At 68.7% G+C, this 18,335-nt stretch carries 17 protein-coding genes; 8 read left to right on the top strand and 9 right to left on the bottom strand.

Translation table 11 applies throughout. The annotated features are described in order from the left end of the window. Window positions 1-72: 72 nt before the first annotated feature. Window positions 73-510 (top strand): hypothetical protein, encoded by a 438-nt coding sequence (locus GH681_RS17815; RefSeq protein WP_153162887.1) that lies wholly within the window; start codon window positions 73-75, stop codon window positions 508-510. 36 nt (window positions 511-546) lie between these two features. On the opposite strand, the gene ruvB is transcribed toward GH681_RS17815, so the two are convergent. Both ruvB and GH681_RS17805 read right to left on the bottom strand, forming a co-directional pair. Continuing rightward, the gene (gene ruvB, locus GH681_RS17810; protein ID WP_153162886.1) at window positions 547-1,614 is read right to left on the bottom strand and encodes a Holliday junction branch migration DNA helicase RuvB; all 1,068 of its coding nucleotides are present in this window, start codon (window positions 1,612-1,614) and stop codon (window positions 547-549) included. Continuing rightward, window positions 1,611-2,675 carry an AI-2E family transporter gene (locus GH681_RS17805; protein ID WP_153162885.1) on the bottom strand — a complete coding sequence of 355 codons (1,065 nt, stop codon included), beginning with the start codon at window positions 2,673-2,675 and terminating at the stop codon, window positions 1,611-1,613. Before GH681_RS17805 ends, ruvB begins: the two co-directional genes overlap by 4 nt. A 212-nt stretch (window positions 2,676-2,887) precedes the next feature. Between GH681_RS17805 and GH681_RS17800 the strand changes: the two genes are divergently transcribed. Then, complete coding sequence (locus GH681_RS17800; RefSeq protein ID WP_153162884.1) at window positions 2,888-3,667, top strand: PD-(D/E)XK nuclease family protein; 780 nt, start codon at window positions 2,888-2,890, stop codon at window positions 3,665-3,667. After that, window positions 3,664-4,320, top strand: coding sequence for a hypothetical protein (locus tag GH681_RS17795; protein ID WP_153162883.1), 657 nt, complete (start codon window positions 3,664-3,666; stop codon window positions 4,318-4,320). The genes GH681_RS17800 and GH681_RS17795 overlap by 4 nt, the downstream gene beginning before the upstream one ends. Window positions 4,321-4,328: 8 nt before the next feature. Here the strand turns inward: GH681_RS17795 and GH681_RS17790 are convergent, their stop codons facing one another. Genes GH681_RS17790 through GH681_RS17765 form a run of 6 tightly spaced genes read right to left on the bottom strand, consistent with a single transcriptional unit; the run spans window position 4,329 to window position 8,002 of the window. Continuing rightward, the gene (locus tag GH681_RS17790; RefSeq protein WP_228111966.1) at window positions 4,329-4,820 is read right to left on the bottom strand and encodes a DUF4442 domain-containing protein; all 492 of its coding nucleotides are present in this window, start codon (window positions 4,818-4,820) and stop codon (window positions 4,329-4,331) included. Further along, entirely contained in the window at window positions 4,817-5,404 is a 588-nt protein-coding gene (gene ruvA / locus GH681_RS17785; RefSeq protein ID WP_153162882.1) for a Holliday junction branch migration protein RuvA, read from the bottom strand. Before ruvA ends, GH681_RS17790 begins: the two co-directional genes overlap by 4 nt. Before the next feature lie 12 nt (window positions 5,405-5,416). Beyond that, window positions 5,417-6,028: a glutathione S-transferase family protein gene (locus tag GH681_RS17780; RefSeq protein ID WP_153162881.1), complete on the bottom strand. Its 612-nt coding sequence runs from the start codon at window positions 6,026-6,028 to the stop codon at window positions 5,417-5,419. Then, window positions 6,025-6,363: a hypothetical protein gene (locus tag GH681_RS17775; protein WP_153162880.1), complete on the bottom strand. Its 339-nt coding sequence runs from the start codon at window positions 6,361-6,363 to the stop codon at window positions 6,025-6,027. Before GH681_RS17775 ends, GH681_RS17780 begins: the two co-directional genes overlap by 4 nt. Beyond that, window positions 6,360-7,037: an HAD family phosphatase gene (locus GH681_RS17770; RefSeq protein WP_153162879.1), complete on the bottom strand. Its 678-nt coding sequence runs from the start codon at window positions 7,035-7,037 to the stop codon at window positions 6,360-6,362. The genes GH681_RS17775 and GH681_RS17770 overlap by 4 nt, the downstream gene beginning before the upstream one ends. Next, window positions 7,034-8,002, bottom strand: coding sequence for a prenyltransferase (locus GH681_RS17765; RefSeq protein ID WP_153162878.1), 969 nt, complete (start codon window positions 8,000-8,002; stop codon window positions 7,034-7,036). Before GH681_RS17765 ends, GH681_RS17770 begins: the two co-directional genes overlap by 4 nt. Window positions 8,003-8,140: 138 nt before the next feature. On the opposite strand from GH681_RS17765, the gene GH681_RS17760 reads away from it, so the two are divergent. Together GH681_RS17760 and GH681_RS17755 are read left to right on the top strand one after the other, a co-directional pair. Then, on the top strand, window positions 8,141-10,561 hold the full coding sequence (locus tag GH681_RS17760; RefSeq protein WP_153162877.1) for a hypothetical protein: 2,421 nt from the start codon (window positions 8,141-8,143) through the stop codon (window positions 10,559-10,561). Between the two features lie 27 nt (window positions 10,562-10,588). Continuing rightward, window positions 10,589-11,764, top strand: a complete 1,176-nt coding sequence (locus tag GH681_RS17755) for a right-handed parallel beta-helix repeat-containing protein (protein ID WP_153162876.1) — start codon at window positions 10,589-10,591, stop codon at window positions 11,762-11,764. Window positions 11,765-11,770: 6 nt separating this feature from the next. On the opposite strand, the gene GH681_RS17750 is transcribed toward GH681_RS17755, so the two are convergent. Further along, complete coding sequence (locus GH681_RS17750) at window positions 11,771-12,376, bottom strand: TetR family transcriptional regulator (RefSeq protein WP_153162875.1); 606 nt, start codon at window positions 12,374-12,376, stop codon at window positions 11,771-11,773. Window positions 12,377-12,484: 108 nt separating this feature from the next. On the opposite strand from GH681_RS17750, the gene GH681_RS17745 reads away from it, so the two are divergent. Genes GH681_RS17745 through GH681_RS17735 form a run of 3 tightly spaced genes read left to right on the top strand, consistent with a single transcriptional unit; the run spans window position 12,485 to window position 18,238 of the window. Continuing rightward, entirely contained in the window at window positions 12,485-13,699 is a 1,215-nt protein-coding gene (locus tag GH681_RS17745; protein ID WP_228111965.1) for an efflux RND transporter periplasmic adaptor subunit, read from the top strand. Window positions 13,700-13,712: 13 nt separating this feature from the next. Continuing rightward, window positions 13,713-16,832: an efflux RND transporter permease subunit gene (locus tag GH681_RS17740; protein WP_153162874.1), complete on the top strand. Its 3,120-nt coding sequence runs from the start codon at window positions 13,713-13,715 to the stop codon at window positions 16,830-16,832. After that, window positions 16,832-18,238 (top strand): efflux transporter outer membrane subunit, encoded by a 1,407-nt coding sequence (locus GH681_RS17735; RefSeq protein WP_153162873.1) that lies wholly within the window; start codon window positions 16,832-16,834, stop codon window positions 18,236-18,238. Before GH681_RS17740 ends, GH681_RS17735 begins: the two co-directional genes overlap by 1 nt. The last annotated feature ends 97 nt before the right edge of the window (window positions 18,239-18,335 follow it).

Genomic DNA, 18,335 nt, shown 5'->3' with positions numbered 1-18,335 from the left:
GGGTCAGTTCCACCCGGCGACGCGACCGGGACGACGGGGCCCGAAGTTCCTCGCGAACGGCGCCTGGCCGCCTTGCATCTTGCCCGTTACAACCTTCGGTATCTGGTACGGCTTTACGGCGCCTTCGATGGCGACCTGCTGCTGCCCATCGTCCTCGGTGAAGTCGGCCTCTACAACATGGGCAGCCTGGCGCTCGGCGACGGTTCCAGCATGCCGAGCTGCTGCACCGACGAAGAAACCTTCAGTCGACTGTCGCTGCGCCCGTGCAATGCCTTCTCGATCAGCTCGTCCACCGGCATCCCGCGGGAAACCGTCCGCCGCAAGGTGAGCTACCTGATCCAGAACGGCTTCATCGACCGCGACCCGAAGGGTGGCCTGACGATCACCGCCAAGGCCGTGTCGCTGTGCCTCAAGCCCTTCGACGAGGAAAATCAGAGCGATTTCCTCACCACCGCGAGCCGCATCGAGGCCGTGATGGCGAGCGCCAAGGCGGCCCGTCAGTCGGCCTGATCGGCGCATGGCCCGCAGCGCCGTCGGTGTTGCGGGTCAGCTTTCTTCCCACAGGCCCGGGCTGCCGCCCGGCGGCCGCAGCCCGAAGTGTTGCCAGATCGACGCGGTGGCCATGCGCCCCCGCGGCGTGCGCTGCAGGTAGCCCTGCTGGATGAGGTAGGGCTCCAGCACGTCCTCGATGGTGTCGGATGATTCGCCGATCGCCGCCGCCAGGTTGTCGAGCCCCACCGGGCCGCCACCAAACTTTTCGAGCATCGCACCGAGCAGCTTGCGGTCCATCAGATCCAGGCCCAGGTGATCCACGTCGAGCATCGTCAGCGCCGCATCCGCCACTTCGGCGGTGATGCGGCCGTCGGCGCGCACCTCGGCGTAGTCGCGCACCCGCCGCAGCAGGCGGTTGGCGATGCGCGGCGTGCCCCGGGCGCGACGGGCGATCTCGAAGGCGCCGGTGTCGTCGATCTCCACGTCCAGCAGGCGTGACGAGCGGCTGACGATGTAGGCGAGCTCCTGCGCGGTGTAGAACTCCAGGCGCGACACGATCCCGAAGCGGTCGCGCAGCGGGTTGGTGAGCATCCCGGCGCGGGTGGTGGCGCCCACCAGCGTGAAAGGCGGCAGGTCGAGCTTCACAGAGCGCGCCGCCGGACCTTCGCCGATCATGATGTCGATCTGGAAATCCTCCAGCGCCGGGTAGAGGATTTCCTCCACCACCGGGCTGAGGCGGTGGATCTCGTCGATGAACAGCACGTCGTGGGGTTCGAGGTTGGTGAGCAGCGCCGCCAGATCGCCGGCGCGCTCCAGCACCGGGCCGGAGGTCTGGCGCAGGTTCACACCCATCTCGGCCGCCACGATGTGGGCGAGGGTCGTCTTGCCCAGGCCCGGCGGGCCGAACAGCAGCACATGGTCGAGGGCCTCGCCGCGCTTCCTGGCGGCCTGGATGAAGATCTCCAGCTGGTTGCGGATCTTCTGCTGGCCCACGTAATCGGCCAGCCGCTTGGGCCGCAGGGCGCGCTCCAGCGCCTCTTCCTGGTTGCTGGCCTTGGCCGCGCCGATCAGCCGGGCGGTGGCGTCGGGCTGGCCGGCCTTGATGGCATCGGTTTCGATCATTGGGATTCGTCCGTCGTGACGGGGGAAAGGGCGGCGTCGTGGGCGGTCCATTCCCGGAACAGGGCCTGGCCCAGGGCCAGGAAGGTCGGGCCGAGGAACAGCCCGATGAAGCCGAAGGCCAGCACGCCGCCAAAGGCGCCCAGGGCGATCAGCAGGATCGGCAGGCTGGCCGTGCGGCTGATCAGGAAGGGCTTGAGGAAGTTATCCACCGAGCTCACCGCCAGCGCACCCCATAGCACCATGAAGATCGCCCAGCCGCTCTCGCCCTGCTGATACAGCCAGAACGCCGCGCCGCCCCAGATCAGCGGCGGCCCCACCGGCACCAGCGACAGGAAAAAAGTGCCCGCCGCCAGCAGCAGCGCGCCCGGCACGCCAGCGATCACGAAGCCGACCAGCGCCACCAGGGCCTGGGCCGCGGCGGTGCCGACAATGCCGATCATTACCGCCTTGACGGTGTTGGCGGCCAGATCGAGCAGCCGGTTGCCCAACTCGCCCCCCAGGCGCTGGGCGCCGGTTTCGAGCTGGTCGTAGATGGTCGCGCCATCCCGGTAGAAGAAGAAGCCGATGAACAGCACCAGGGTGATCTGCAGCAGCCCCTGGCCCAGCACGCCGCCCAGCCCGAGGGCGAACTTGCGGGCCGGCTCGACCGCCTGCAGCGCCAGCTTGCGCATCTCCTGCTGGCTGTGGGTGAGCTTGCGCACGTAGGCGTCGAGGTCGCGGCCCACCACCGGGATGTCCTTCACCCACTCCGGCGGACGGCCGTCGGATTGTTCGATGGCCGTCCGCGCCCAATCCACGGCTTCCATCGCCGCGTCGGTGAGGGACGCCGCCAGCCCGATCATCGGCACCAGCAGCACCGCGGTGAGCAGGAAGGTCATTGAAATGGCTGCCAGCCCGTCACGCCGGCCCATCCGCCGGTACAGCGAGCGATACAGCGGCCAGGTGGTGATGCACACCGTCCCGGCAAACAGGATCGCCGCGAAGAAGGGGCTGAGCACGAAGGCGCAGCCGAGCAGCAGAAAGGCGGTGATGGCCACCTGGGCAGTACGTCGCGGAGCCATGGGGGAGTCTCGGGTTGGGGATGGGGGGATTATCGCTGATATGTGTGTCGCTCTGCGGGTGGCGAGAAACCGCGCAGTCCATGATTCAGTCCTCAGTGCGCTCGGCCTTGCCCAAGTCGGGCATCGATCACGTTCGGAATAAGTACGAGTTATGAAAAAGAAGTTTTCCGGTGTTACGATCTGATGCGATCCGCCTATTTCATCGTGCAGCCATGACACCTTCTAGCCTCTTCCGTGACTTCTTCGATGCATGGCATGGGCTGCATTCTAAAGTCCCCGATCCTGCTTCGGAGATGGCTGCATTTTTCGAGGCTTGGCAACGTATTCCGCCCAGGCAAGTGCCCCTGCCGTCGGCCATCGACATCCTTCAGTTTCAGGATTATGTCCAGACTTTTCCGGCCGCCTATCGCCAGTATCTGCGGAGCGGCATCACGGCTAATCCATGGCGTCACGCCGGGATCGGGCGCGACGAGATGCGAAACAGCTTCGTGTTGAGGTGGCTTCTGGACTGTTTCGGCGATCACGGTCAGGGTTCGAGTATCCTGGCCGCGCTACTTGATGGCCTCAAACAGGATGAACTAGTGAGCTTGGTCCTCCACAAGCCGTACCACACGCGCGTAGAGCAGCGACTCACCGATGACGGCAGCAGCCGTGCTGACATCGCCATCAACGGCCACGACTTCACAATTCTCATCGAGGTCAAGATCGATGCCCCGGAGAGCGGCGACCAGATCAAACGCTACTTGGACCACCTCGCGGCGTTGCCAGGGGGCAAGCGCGCCCTGATTTTCCTGACGCCGCAGGGGCGCCCGGTCAAGGACGAGAAACTCAAAGGTAGCGTTTCGTACTTGTCATGGTCCGAGGTGGCGGACGTCCTCGATACCCACATCAATCGCGAACCCGGACTGGCCCGTCAACCCGCCGGGTTGCTGTTGAGTCACTTCGCCGAACACATCCGCGGCCATGCCCGCCAACGAAGGAAGAAGCAGTGAACGAAAATCATGAGGTTCATAAACTTGTCATCCGAAACATGGCCGTACTGGAGCAGGCGCCGCCGATCGTGGATGAGGCGGAGAAACGCATCTTTGGTGCGATCGATAAGAAGATCGAAGCGTGGGTGAAGGCGCAACAGGGCTGGGATGGCGTGTTCGATTTTCTGAGCGACGAAACGAGCTTCAGGCGCGTCAACTGGCCTGTCGCCGAGGATGGCACCTATCATGTTTACCTTGAGTTGGCGTTCATGCCGGTCGAAGGCTATATCCACTACCTTTCCCCGCTCATCGGCGCCGTTTCGCAACAGTTTGGCTTCCGCTTCAACGTGAATGCCCCGTGGATCACCAAGCTCGAAAACCAGAAACGGGCGCAGCCGGGAAAGAAATGGGCGAACTTCCTCGGCGTCCACATCGATGACTTTCCCGGGCTTCGGGCCAATGGTTTCCGGGTCGAGGGCGAGTTCCTCTTCCATCCCGTCCGTCTTGAGGCCGCCACGCTCGCCGACGCTTATCCGGACACTCTCGGCGACGCCCTCGAGCCGGTGGGTGAGGCGCTTACTCACATTCTCGCCGCCCTCGCCGATTTCGATCGATTGCTCGCCGCTGCGGATGCCAGTTTCCCACGCCTGACCGAAAACGCGGGTCAGGCTTGACGTAGGTCCTAAGCCTTCGGTTTCCGCCTCACATAAACCGTCTTCTCCACCGTCGCCACCACTTCGCCCTTGCGATTGACCACGTCCACCGTGAACACCGGCTCGAACTTGTCGCCGCCGGCGGTGGCGTGGCGGATGGCTTCGACTTGCTCTGGCGTGACGCGGAAGCGGGCGCGGACGGTGCCGCGGCCGGGGAGCTTGTAGTCGATGCTGGAGGCCTTGTCCCACACCACGTAGTCGCGGCCGAGCTGGTGCATGACCAGCAGCGCGAAGAACGGGTCGGTCATGGCGTACAGCGAGCCGCCGAAGTGGGTGCCCATGTAGTTGCGGTTGAGCAGGCCGAGGCGCATCCGCACCACGGCTTCGGTGTAGTCGGGCGACAGGCGCTCCACATGGATGCCGGCGCCGATGAAGGGCGGCCACAGGTTCATCAGCAGGCGCAGGGTGCCGGCGCCGAGCTTCACGTTGCGCATGAAACCCTGCTTGAGTTTGGCGCTCATGCCTTCGACAGGCCTTTGAGGGCCTGGCGGATGCCGTCGGAGACGCCCACGCCGTCGGGCAGCTGCTTGACCGCGCCGAGGGCTTCCTTCTCGTTGTAGCCGAGGGCCAGCAGGGCGTTGATGATGTCGCCCCGGTCGTCGCCGGGCTGTGCGGCGGCCTGGGCGGCGAGGCCGGGGAGGGCCTTGGGCAGCTTGTCGCGCAGCTCGAGCAGCAGGCGCTCGGCGGTCTTCTTGCCGATGCCGGGGATCTTGATGAGCCGGCCGGATTCCTGCAGGGCGATGGCCTGGGCCAGATCGGTGACCGACAGCCCGGAGAGCACCGCCAGCGCGGTGCGGGCGCCGATGCCGGCGACCTTGAGGAGCTGGCGGAAGGTGGCGCGCTCGTCCTCACTGGCGAAGCCGTACAGGAAGTGGCCGTCCTCGCGCACCGCCATGTGGGTGGCGAGGCTGACCGTCTGGCCGGTGGCGGGCAGGCTGTAGAAGGTGCTCATGGGCACTTCGAGCTCGTAGCCGACGCCGTTTACGTCGATGAGGATCTGCGGCGGGTTCTTCTCGGCCAGGAGGCCGGTGATGCGTCCGATCATGGGGGCTTTCGTTCAGGTGAAATCAGCGGCGCGGAAGGCCGGCAGGCCTTCGGCCTGGGCGGCGAGGCCGGCGAGGTGGGGGTAGTCGCTGTCGTCCACCAGGCCCGGCGCGGTGTGGTGGGTGAAGCGCCACGCCACGGCCACGGTGATGTCGGCCTGGGTGGGGCGATCGCCGCACAGCCAGTCGTCCTGGCCCACGTGGCGGTCGATGAGGGCGTAGGTGTCGCGGATCTGGCCGGTGACGCGATCGATCCAGTCGGGCGAGCGGCTGGATTCGGGGCGGACCTTGGTCTCGTAGTAGCGCTGGACGCTTTTCTCGGCGGCCGCGAGGCCCCAGCCGGTGAGCTGCAGGCAGCGCTGCAGGTGGGCCGGGTCGGCGGGAAGCAGGCTCTTGCCTGGCGCGGCGGTGCGCTCGAACCAGTCGATGATGAGGCTGCTGTCCACCATCACGCCGCCGTCGTCCAGCACCAGCGTGGGCGCCTTGACCAGCGGGTTGATGGCGTGGAATTCGGCGAAGTTGCGAAACACCGACAGGGACTGGTGTTCGAAGGGCACGCCGAGCATCCGGGCGCTGATGAAGGTGCGGCGGACGAAGGGCGAATCAAGCATTCCGACGAGTTTCATGGAGTGGCTCCGGTGGTGGATTGGGCGCAGCGGGTGGCGGTGGCGCGAAGGCGGGCGAGGACGGCGTCGGCTTCGTCGCGGCTCCTTACCGGGATGCGGGCCTCGTGGCCGCTGCCCAGGTTGCCGCCGCCGAAGTGGATCCGGACTTCGTCGGCCCGCAGGTCGACATATTGAACGATACCCAGATTGATGAGCCGCTGGGTGGCGTTGTCGGGGGGGAGGGCGAACAGGCAGAAGGCGGTGGACCCCGCCGCGGCCGGCTGCGGATCGGCGGCGCCGGCGGGCAGGGCCAGGGCGGCGAGGAGGGCTGCGAGGTAGCGCATCGCGGTGGTCATCGGGCAAAGAAGCGGGCGAGGTCGTGGAGGCTGGCGGCCAGCGGTACGCCGGCGGCGCGCACGTCGTCGGCGGGCTGGAGTAGATCGGGCACCATCACCACCCGGGCGCCGGCGGCCAGCGCGCCGCGCACGCCGGCGTTGGAGTCTTCCAGCACCAGGCAGTGCTCGACCGGCACGCCCAGGCGTGCGGCGGCGGCCAGGAAGATGTCCGGCGCCGGCTTGCCACGCTCGACCTCGTCGCCGCACACCATGCCGTGCACCCGCGGCAGCAGGCCGACGGCGGCGAGCTTGGGTTCGGCCCGGGAGCGGCGGGTGGAGGTGGCGACCACGCGGCCCAGGGCGAGGCGGTCGAGCTGGTCGAAGAGCTCGGCTGCGCCGCCCTTCACCGGGATGCGGCCTTCAAGGATGGCGGTCTCGTAGATCCGCCCGAAGGCCTCGTACAGCGCGGCGGTGGGGTAGTCGTCGCCCAGGTGGCGGCGGATCACCAGCGGGCCGTCGTGGGCGTTGAGGCCGACCATCGCGAGGCCCACCTCGTAGCGCCATTCCAGGCCCAGCTCGGCGGCGGCCGTGGCGACGGTGGCGAGGGCAACCCGCTCGCTGTCGAGGAGCAGGCCGTCCATGTCGAAGATGACGCCGCGGATGTCGGTTGAGGCGAAGGGCAGGGTAAAGCTCATGAAGTGGCTCCCGGCCAGCGTCCGAAGGCCAGCGTCGCGGCGAGGACGAGGCCGTGCAGGTTGGCGGCGGCGATGGTCAGCTTGATGGCGGGGGCGAGTTCGGCGGGCTCGTCGGCGTGGGCGAGCAGGTGGCGGGCGGCGCGGAAGGACAGGATCAGCGTCAGCGCTGCAGCGGCCGCACCCTGGGGCAGCTGGTCGCGGCCGACCATCAGCACCAGCCAGCCGTAGGCGACGATCAGCGTGCCCAGGAATGCCCACTTGGCGCTGTGGGGGCCGAGGCGCACGACGAGCGTGCGTTTGCCGGCGGCAGCGTCGCCGCGCAGGTCGGGGAACTCGTTGATGAACAGGATCGCCGCCACCAGCAGCGCGTAGGAGAGCCCGGCCTTGACCGGCGCCAGCGCAAACCCGCCGCGCTGGACGAAATCGGTGCCGATCACCACGATCAGCCAGCCGGCCGCCACGGCGAGCTCGCCCAGCCCGCGGGACACCAGCGCCAGCGGCGGCGCGGTGTAGGCCCAGCCGAGCGCGAGCCCGGCAAGACCGATGAGGATCAGCCCCGGCCCGGTATGCCACGCCAGCCACAGTCCGGCGGGCACCACGGCCGCCATCAGCGCCCAGCCCAGGCGGCCGGTTTCGGCTTCGGAGAGCACGCCGTTCTGGATGAAGCGGCTTCCGCCGGTGAAGGGGAATACCCGCTCGGTGTTGGCTGCGTCTGCGCCGCTCCTCGCGTCGTAGAAATCGTTGAGCACGTTGATGCCGGCGTGGGCGACCAGCGCGAAGCACACCGTGAGCAGCGCCTTGCCGGTGTCGATGGTGACGCCGCTGCCGTGGGCCGCCGCCAGCCCGATGAGGCAGGCGAACAGTGTCACCCCCAGAAAGGCCGGACGCGTCGCCAGCAGGCAGGCCACGAGGGGCCGGGCGCGCAGGGCGGGCGTGGGTTCGGCGGGGGCGGGGGAGGCGGACATCGGCGGGCAGGTGTGACGGAATGCGCAATCCTGCGATGCGCCGTGACACCGGTCAAGGGTGGACGCAATCCGGAGCATCCGCCCGGCATTTGAATCGGGTAGCATCCTTGGCTCACTTCGTCCCCCGCGTTGCCGATCTTGACCGCCACCGCCCCTTCTCCTGCTGTTGCGCCCCGCTCCGGCCCCGGTGCCCGCCTGTATGGCGGCCTGATGCTCGTGCTCGCCGTCGTCGCCCTGTCGGCGTGGTTCGCGCCCTATCCCCTCGACCGGGCGGTGGCCGGTGCGCTGCTGGGCGCCTACGGGCTGGCGCTGGTGATCCGTCCGGCCCTGTGGCTGGTGCTGCTGCCGGCCCTGTGGCCGGTGGTGGATCTGGCGCCGTGGGGCGGGCACATCCACTTCACCGAGAGCGACGCGCTGGCCCTCGTCACCCTGGCGGCCCTCGGGCTGCGGGAAGCCTTCGCCCCGCCCGTGCCGACCCTCGCCGGGCGGGCGCCCATCAAGCTGCGGGCCGGCGCCCTGGGCGCGTTCGGCCTGCTGGCGGCGAGCGTGGCCATTGCCGGCCTGCGCGGCGGCTTGCCGCTGCCGGCGCTGGATGCGGGATCGCTGATCGGCTACAACACCACGGTCAATGCGCTGCGGGTGGGCAAGGGCTTCCTGCTGGCGTTTGCGCTGATTCCCTTCCTGCAGCTGGCGGTGCGGCGCGATGGCGACGCGGCGCTGGATCGCCTGACCCTGGGCCTGACCCTCGGCTTTGCCACCTGCGCCTTCGCGGCCCTGTGGGAGCGGGTGGCCTTTCCGGGCCTCACCAATTTCGCGTCGGACTATCGCACCTCGGCCCTGTTCTGGGAGATGCACGTGGGCGGCGCGGCGCTGGATGCCTGGCTGATGCTGAGTTTCCCGTTTGCGGTGCTGAGCTTCCGGCGTGCCCACGGCGTGGTGGGCCGGGCGCTGGCGCTGCTGGTGGTCGGGGTGGGCATCTACGCGATGTTCACCACCTTCTCGCGGATTGTTTATGGCGCGCTGTTCGTGTCGATGGCGGTGCTCGGCGTGGCCAGCCTGCGCCGGCCGGCGGCGCATCAGCCGGCGGACCGGACGCGGCGCCATCCGGCGGTGCTGGCCGCGCTGGCGGCGGTGGTGCTGGCGGGCGGGATGCTGACCTTCCCCGAAGGTGGCTACCGGGCGCTGCTGGCCTTCACCGGCCTCGCCCTGCTGGCCTGGCCGGCGGGGGTAGCGCTCTCGGGGATGCGGATCGGCGGTTTCGTGCTCGGGCTGGTGGGCGGCCTGGTGCTGGCGGCGGGCTGTGCGGCGGCAGCGTTGGCGCTGCCGAAGGGTGTCTATCTGGCCTACGCCGGCCTGTGGGCACTGGCGGCGCTGCTCGTCGTGCTGCGCGGCCGCGGGCTGCGGGCGGGCGGCGCGGTGATGCTGGCGCTGCTGGTCGGGCTGGCGCTGGCGACGGTGCTGATCAGCGCCTTCTGGAGCGAGCCGACGCGCTTCATGGGCAGCCTGGGTGGCGCGCTGCTGGTGATCGCCGTGCTGGCCCGCCAGGCCCTCGGCCGGACGCCCCTGTGGCAGCCGCGCCTGCAGGATCTGCAGGGCCTGCTGGTGGTGCTGGTGGCCGGCGGCATGGTGGTCACCACCCTCGGCGGCTATTACATGGGCGCCCGGCTTTCCAACACCGGCTTCGACGCCGGCACCCGCTTCCAGCACACCACCCGCAGCCTGGGGCTGGTGGAGGGGCCGCTCGATGCGCTGGTCGGGCTGGGTCTGGGGCGCTATCCCGAGGCGTATTTCTGGAAGGTGGCCGATCCTGCCACGCCGGGCTCGCTGGCGCTCATCAACGACGCCAACGGCCGCGCGATGCGGCTGGCCGGGCCGCGCCAGGGGCGCAGCATCGACGAGGTGGTGCTGCTCACCCAGCGTCTGCCGGTGGATACCGTCACGCCGCTGCACCTGCGCTTCAAGGCCCGCAGCGAGGTGGATACCCAGATGATCGTGCAGGTGTGCCGCAAGCACCTGCTCTACGCCAACCCATGCGCCACCGCGCTGGTGCGCCTGTCGGGCGGCAAGGGCTGGATCACCGTCGACAGCCAGCTCAACGACCCCGGCCTCGCATCGGTGGGCGGCCTGCCGCGGACGACCGTGCTGACCATGGGCACCACTTCGCCCACGCCCATCGACCTGGACGACATCGAACTCACCGACGCCCAGCTGCGGCCGCTGGTGGCCAACGGCGGCTTCGAGCAGGGCGGCGCCCATTGGTTCTTCAGCTCGGACCGGGATCACTTGCCCTGGCACGGCAAGAACCTCTTCGTGCACACCTTCGTGGAGCAGGGCGTGCTCGGCACCGTGGCGATGCTGCTGATCCTGGCCGGCGGGCTACTGCATCTGGCCCGCGCGCCCACCCGCCTGCAGGCCCACGCGCCCACGCTGCTGGCGGCGCTGGTGGGGCTGGCGACGGTGGGGATGGTCGACAGCCTGCTCGACATGCCGCGGATCACCGTCTTCCTGCTGCTGCTCGCCTGGCTGGCCCTCAACCTGCGCCAGCCGCCGGCGCGCTGATCGTCTTTCCCGACCGTTGCCATCGCCATGAACGTCCGAACCGCGCTCCTCGCCATCCTGCTTTCGGCGCCAGCCGTGCCCGCAGCCGCGGCGACCATCCTCGTCGGGCCCGGCGAATCCGTCACCCGCATCGCCGACGCCGCCCGCCTCGCCAAGGATGGCGACACCGTGCTGATCCGCCCCGGCACCTACAAGGGCGACGTGGCGGTGTGGGCCCAGAAATCCCTGACCATCCGCGGTTTCGGCGGTCGTCCGGTGCTCGACGCCGACGGCCGCGACGCCGACGGCAAGGGCATCTGGGTGTTCGTCAATGGTAACTACAAGGTCGAGAACATCGAGTTCCGCGGCGCCCGGGTGGCCGATGGCAACGGCGCCGGCATCCGCTTCGAGCAGGGCAGCCTGGAGGTGCGCGACTGCGTCTTCGAGGACAACCAGAACGGCCTCATCACCGCCAACTTCGACTCCGCCGAGCTGCGCATCTACAACAGCAGCTTCAGCCGCGCGCCGCGCGAGCCGGGGCGGCTGCACCACCTGCTCTACGTGGGGCACATCAAGTCCTTCGTGCTGGAAGGCAGCCGCTTCCACCAGGGCTACCAGGGGCATCTGGTCAAGAGCCGGGCCGGGCGCAACGAGATCCGCTACAACCTGCTGGTGGATGGGCCCGGCGGCATGGCGTCGTACGAGCTGGAGTTTCCGGAAGGCGGGGTGGCGGTGGTGGTGGGCAACGTGATCGCCCAGAGCGCCGACAGCCCCAACCCGATCGTCGTGGCCTACGGCGCCGAAAGCAGCCGCTGGGCCGAGAACCGCCTGCTGATGGCCCACAACACGCTGATCAACGCGGGCTGGCGGCCGGCTTGGTTTACCCGGGCGTGGTCCGACAAGCTGCCGCCGGATACCCAGATCGTCACCCGCAACAACCTCACCGTGGGGCTGGGGGGCTTCAGCCTGTCGCTGCCGGGGGATCACCGGGGCAACTTCCCGCTGCCCGGCGGGGCGATCGAGCCGGAATCGCTGGATTTCACGCCGCCGGCCATCCTGCGCGGGCGGGTCGACAAACCCGATGGTCAGCTGGGCGAACTGCTCACGCCCCGGGCCGAGTTTGCGCTGCCCATCGGCACCCAGCCGCTCGCGCCGCCTGCGGCCTGGGCGCCGGGGGCCTTCCAGAGCCGCGGGATGGTGACCCGCCAGCCGGCGGGCCGCTGACCGGCCTCAGGCCCGGCGCAGGGCCACGTGCTGGGTGATGAAGCGCTCGGCGTCGGTTCGGAAGCGCTCGTCGGGCGTGCTGGATATCCAGTGCTTGATCAGCCCGCCGACGAACAGGAAGGTGTCGTAGGCCAGCATCTCCGGGTCGGCCGGCAGGCGCAGCTGGCCTTTGGCGGCGGCCCGGCGGTAGGCGTCGGTGAGCATCCCCAGAAAATCCATCTGCCCGGCGGTGCAGCCCTTCATCGAGCTGAACTCGCCCACGTATTCGCACTTGAACGCGAGGATCTCGAAGGTCTCGCGGGTCTGGGCCTGATCCACCAGGATGCGGATGATCTCCTGCAGGGCGTGCTCGACGCCGCCAAGCGGGTCGTTGGCCTCCGCGTCGAACACCACCCGGTCGAGAAAGGGCAGCACTGCATCCTCGCGCATCGCGAAGAAAAGATCGGTCTTGTTCTTGAAGTGCCAATACACCGCGCCGCGGGTCACGCCGGCGGCGGCGGCGATCTTTTCGAGGCTGGTGCTGCCCACCCCGCATTCCAGAAAGACCCGGCGGGCGGCCTCGATGATCTGGAGTCGCGTCGCTTCGGCTTCTTCCTTGGTCTTACGAACCATATTGCATTAGTCCCGTCGTAGAATGATGTTGAGAGCTATTTACATACATTCGTGTTTGTATAAAACTATGCCCCAATACAAACCAGAAATCCAGCCCTGGAGTTGATCTTGAGCGCTAACCCCCGCCCCCAGCAGCCCCTTTCGTCCCGCCTCGCCTTGCCGGCCCTGGCGGTTTCCCTTGTACTGCTCAGCGCCTGTTCCGGCAAGGAACAAGGCGCCGGTGGCCCGCCTGCCGGCGGCATGCCGCCGATGCCGGTGACCGCGGTCGAGATGCAGCCCACCCGCGCCGAGACCAGCGTCGAGGCCGTCGCCCAGACCGAAGGCGCGAGGGAAGTGGAAGTGCGCGCCCGGGTCGGTGGCATCCTCATGAAGCGCGTGTATGAAGAAGGCGCCAGCGTGAAGGCCGGCCAGACCCTCTTCCAGATCGACCGCGAACCCCTCGACGTGGCTGTCGCCCAGGCCAAGGCCCAGCTGGCCGAGGCCAGGGCGAAGGTCGAGCAGACCCAGCGCGAGGCCGCCCGCCTCAAGGCGCTGCTGGCCCAGCAGGCCATCAGCCAGCGCGAATACGACACCGCCACCTCCGACAACAGCGTCGCCCAGGCGGCGGTGCAGGCCGCCCAGGCCGCCCTGCGCCAGGCCGAGCTGAACCTGTCGTACGCCAACGTCACCGCCCCGGTGTCCGGCGTGACCGGCCGCGCCCAGGTGTCGGAAGGCACGCTGGTCGCCAGCGGCGCCGGCACCCTGCTGACCACCATCGTCCAGGTGAACCCGATCTGGGTGCGCTTCTCGGTGTCCGACACCGAGCTCGCCAACGCGTCGCCGGATGGCCGCTTCAACCCCAAGGCGATCCGCGGCGTCGAGCTCGTCCTGCCTGACGGCAGCACCTACGCCCAGCGCGGCCGGCTCAACTTTGCCGCCAGCCAGATCGACCCGAAGCTCGGCACCCTGCAGTTCCGCGGTGAGTTTCCCAACCCGGACGGCAAGCTGCTGCCCGGCCAGTTCGTCAAGGCGCGCCTGATCACCGGCGAGCGCGAAGGGGTGTTCAAGGTGCCCCAGGCGGCGGTGATGCAGACCGACGGCGGCCCGGTGGTGATGACCGTCGGCCCCGAGAACAAGGTTGCCCCGCGTCCGGTCAAGACCGGCCAGTGGAGCGGCAAGGAGTGGGTGATCCTGGGTGGCCTGAAGGCCGGCGACAAGGTGATCGTGGACAACCTCATCAAGCTGCGTCCGGGCGCCACCGTGGCCCCGCACGGGCCGGGCGAAGGCCCGGGTGCCGGCGGCAAGCCGGGCGCTGCCCCGGCCGCTGCGCCGGCCAAGGGTTGAGGGAGCGCCATCCATGTCACGCTTCTTCATCAGTCGCCCGATCTTCGCATCGGTCATCTCGATCGTCATCGTGATCGCGGGCCTCATGGCCTCGCTCACGCTGCCGGTCGCCCAGTACCCCGAAATCACCCCGCCGACGGTGATCATCACCGCCAGCTTCCCCGGCGCCAACGCCGAAACCCTGTCCAAGACCGTCGCCGCGCCCATCGAGGAGCAGCTGTCGGGCGTGGAAGGCCTGATCTATTACAACTCCACCAGCAACTCGGCGGGGGTGGTCACCATCACCGCCACCTTCGAGGTGGGCACCAACCCCGACAACGCGCTGATCGCCGTCAATAACCGGGTCAAGGTGGCCGAGCCGCGCCTGCCCGACGACGTGCGGCGCACCGGCGTGCTGGTGCAGAAGCGCTCCAACAACATCCTGATGTTCGCGGCCCTGCGCTCGCCCGAAGGCACCCACGACGCGCTGTTCCTCTCCAACTACGTCAACACCAACGTGGTAGAGGAGATCCGCCGGATCCCCGGCGTGGGCGACGCCCAGCAGTTCGACCCGATCTACGCCATGCGCCTGTGGCTCAAGCCCGACGTGATGGCCAAGCTCGGCGTCACCACCTCCGAGGTGGCCGCCGCGATCCGCGTGCAGAACACCCAGAACGCGGCCGGCAAGATCGGCGCCGAGCCGATGGTCAATGGCCAGCAGCTCACCTACACCGTCACCGCCAAGGGCCGCCTGCTCACCCCGGACGACTTCGGCAACATCATCCTGCGCGCCGACGGCCCCGCCGGCGTGGTGCGCGTGCGCGACGTGGCCCGCATCGAGCTCGGTGCCGACGGCTACGACCGCAGCGCCACCGTGAACGGCGCGCCGGTGTCCGGCATGGGCATCTACCTGCAGTCCGGCGCCAACGCGCTGAACACCGCCACCGCCGTGCGCGCCCGCCTCGACGAGATGCAGAAACGCTTCCCGAAGGGCGTCGAGTACGTGGTGCCCTACGACACCACCCGCTTCATCCAGGAATCTGCCAAGGAAGTGCTGAAGACCCTCGGCGAGGCGGTGATCCTGGTGATCGCGGTGGTCTACCTGTTCCTGCAGAGCTGGCGCGCCACGCTGATCCCGATCGTCGCGGTGCCGGTGTCGCTGATCGGCACCTTCGCCGGCATGTGGCTGTTCGGCTTCTCGATCAACACCCTGACGCTGTTCGCGATGGTGCTGGCGATCGGTATCGTCGTGGACGACGCGATCGTCGTGCTCGAGAACGTCGAGCGCCTGATGAACGAAGAGAAGATGTCGCCCAAGAACGCCGCCATCGAGGCGATGCGCGAGGTGTCCGGCGCAGTCGTCGCGATCGTGCTGGTGCTGTGCGCGGTGTTCGTCCCGGTCGCCTTCCTCGGCGGCATCGCCGGCGTGCTGTACAAGCAGTTCGCCGTCACCGTCGCGGTGGCGGTGGTCATCTCCGGCATCGTCGCGCTGACCCTCACCCCGGCCCTGTGCGCCCTGCTGCTCAAGCCCGAGCACGAGGAGAAGCCGCTGTTCCGGCCCTTCAACCGGCTGTTCGAACGCTTCACCAACAGCTACACCGACACCGTCGGCCTGACCCTGCGCCACGGCATCATCGGCACCCTGGTGTTCGTGCTGACCATCGGCGCCGCGGCCTTCCTGCTGCGCACGGTGCCGGGCAGCTTCGTGCCGGCCGAGGACCAGGGCTACCTGTTCGGCTTCGTCACCCTCAACGACGGCGCCTCGGCCCAGCGTACCAACGACGCCACCGACCAGATGTACGGTCGCATCAAGTCCGACGACATCGAGAACATCTTCTTCATCAAGGGTGTGGACTTCATCACCGGCAACAACCGGCCCAGCGTCGCCACCACCTTCATCATCTTCAAGCCGTGGGAGGAGCGCACCGTCACCACCGAGCAGATGGCCGGCAAGTTCATGGGCCTCGGCATGAGCCTGCCCGACGGCATGGGGCTGGTGTTCAACCCGCCGCCCATCCAGGGCCTCGGCACCGCCGGCGGCTTCGAGGTGTACCTGCAGAACCGTGCCGACGGCGATGCCCGCAATCTGGCGGCGGTCACCGGCCAGTTCGTCGAAGCCCTCAAGAAGCGTCCGGAACTTGCAGGCATCAACAGCTTCTTCCGGGTCAGCGCGCCGCAGCTCTTCGTCGAGGTGGACGAGCCCAAGGCCATGTCGATGGGCATCTCGCTGGATTCGATCTACGCCACCCTGCAGGCCACCACCGGCACGCTGTACGTGAATGACTTCAACCGCGGCGGCAAGACCTACAAGGTCCAGCTGCAGGCTGAGTCGGCCTACCGCTCGAAGCCGGAAGACATCCTCAAGTCCTACGTCAAGGCGGCTGGCGGGTCGATGGTGCCGCTCTCGGCGGTGGCCACCGTCAAGACCATCACCGGCCCCGAGATGATCGAGCGCTTCAACGGCTTCGTCGCCGCCAAGGTGATGGGCGGTGCCGCGCCGGGCTACAGCTCGGGCGACGCCATCAAGGCCGTCGAGGAAGTCTCCGCCGAAGTGCTGCCGGAAGGCTATCGCACCGAATGGGTCGGCCAGGCCTTCCAGGAAAAGCGCACCGGCAACGCCTCGGTGATCGCCTTCACTTTCGGCATCGTGATGGTCTTCCTGATCCTCGCCGCCCAGTACGAGAAGTGGTCGCTGCCGCTGGCGGTGATCATGGCGGTGCCCTTCGCGATGTTCGGCGCCCTGCTGGCCGTGCTCCTGCGCGGCATGCCCAACGACATCTACTTCCAGATCGGTCTGGTGGTGCTGGTGGGGCTTGCAGCCAAGAACGCGATCCTGATCGTCGAGTTCGCGGCCCAGAAGCAGGCCGAAGGCATGGGCATCGTCGAGGCCGCGGTCGAAGCCGCCCGGCTGCGCTTCCGTCCCATCGTGATGACCTCGCTGGCCTTCGTGCTGGGCGTGCTGCCGCTGGCCATCTCCACCGGCGCCGGCGCTGCCGCCCGCCGCTCGATGGGCACCGGCGTGGTCGGCGGGATGCTCGCCGCCACCTTCATCGCCACCATCTTCGTCCCCCTGTTCTTCAAGTGGTTGAGCCGCGGCAAGGTCCGCCACCCGGCCGGCGATCTGCCCCACGCCCACACCGAGGAGGTGAAGTAATGTTCCGCACCCTTCCCGCCCTCCTGGCGCTGTCCGTGGCCGGCGCGCTCGCCGGCTGCGCCATCGGCCCCGACTACGCCCGCCCCGACGCCCGGCTCCAGCTGCCGGATCAATACGCCGCGGCGCCGCTCTCCGCCGCGCCGGCGGTGGCCAGCAACTGGTGGACGCTGTTCGGCGATGCCACTCTCGACGAGCTCGTCCGCCAGGCCCTCGCCAGCAGCCCCGACGCCCTGATCGCCGCGGCCCGCATCGAGGAAGCCGACGCCGTGCTGCGTCAGGTGGATGCGGCCCTGCTGCCCCAGGTGGATGGCAGCGTTGCCGGCACCCGCAACCGGATCAGCCAGACCACCGCCACGCCCATCCCGTCCACCGCGCCGATTACCCGCAGCAACGTGCGCATGGCGCTGTCCACCTCCTTCGAGCTGGACGTGTGGGGCCGGCTCCGGCGTGCCTCCGAGGCCGCCCGCGCCCAGGCCCTCGGCACCCGCTACGCCAGCGACACGGTGTCCCTGAGCCTCGCCGCGTCGGTGGCCCAGGCCTACCTCAGCCTGCGCGCGCTGGACGCCCAGATCCTGGTCAATACCGATTCGGTCACCGCCCAGGCCAGGAGCGCCCAGCTCACCCGCACCCGCTTCGAGGGCGGCATCGTCTCCCAGCTGGACGTGCAGCAGGCCGAAGGCGAGCTCGCCACCTACACGGCGGCCCAGATCCAGCTCGAGAAGAACCGCGCCCTGGCCGAAAACCTCATCGGCCTGCTGGTCGGCCAGCCCGGGCTCAAGCTGGCACCGGCCGACCTGCGCAGCCTGCCGGTGCCGCCGGTGCCGCCCGCCGGGCTGCCCTCGGCGCTGCTCGAAGGCCGTCCCGACGTGCGCAAGGCCGAGACCGACCTGATCGCCGCCAACGCGAAGATCGGCGTCGCCAAGGCCGCGTTGTTCCCGAGCATCACCCTCACCGGCAACTTCGGCCGCGAGAGCAAGGATCTGTCCCAGCTGTTCAGCGCCCCGTCGGCCATCTGGTCGCTGGGCGCCGGGATCACCCAGCCGATCTTCGAAGGCGGCCGCCTGCGCGCCCAGGTGGATCAGGTGAGCGCCCAGCAGACCCAGACCCTCGAAACCTATCGCAAGACGGTGCAGACCGCCTTCCGCGAGGTGAACGACGCGCTCGTCACCGTGCGCCAGAATGCCGAGGCCGAGGACGCATACGGCAAGGCCATGACTGCTGCCCAGCGCGCCCTCAAGCTCGCCCAGGCCCGCTACGACGGCGGCTATTCGCCCTACCTCGAAGTGCTCACCGCCCAGCGCACCGCCAACGACGCCACCCTCGCCTGGGTGCAGAACCGTCAGGCCCGCCTCAACGCCTCGGTGGATCTCTTCAAGGCCCTGGGCGGCGGCTGGAAGGGCAGCTGAGCGCCCGCCGGCGGCCTCCAAGGCAGCACACAAGGCCGACCTCGCAAGGGTCGGCCTTGTCACGTCTGGCGGCGATGCCGGTGTTGTGGTGTGGATG

It is taken from the genome of Zoogloea sp. 1C4, assembly GCF_009469605.1.
GTDB lineage: Bacteria > Pseudomonadota > Gammaproteobacteria > Burkholderiales > Rhodocyclaceae > Zoogloea > Zoogloea oryzae.
The sequence above is the reverse complement of the archived record's forward strand: the minus strand, read 5'-3'. Positions and strand labels throughout refer to the sequence as shown.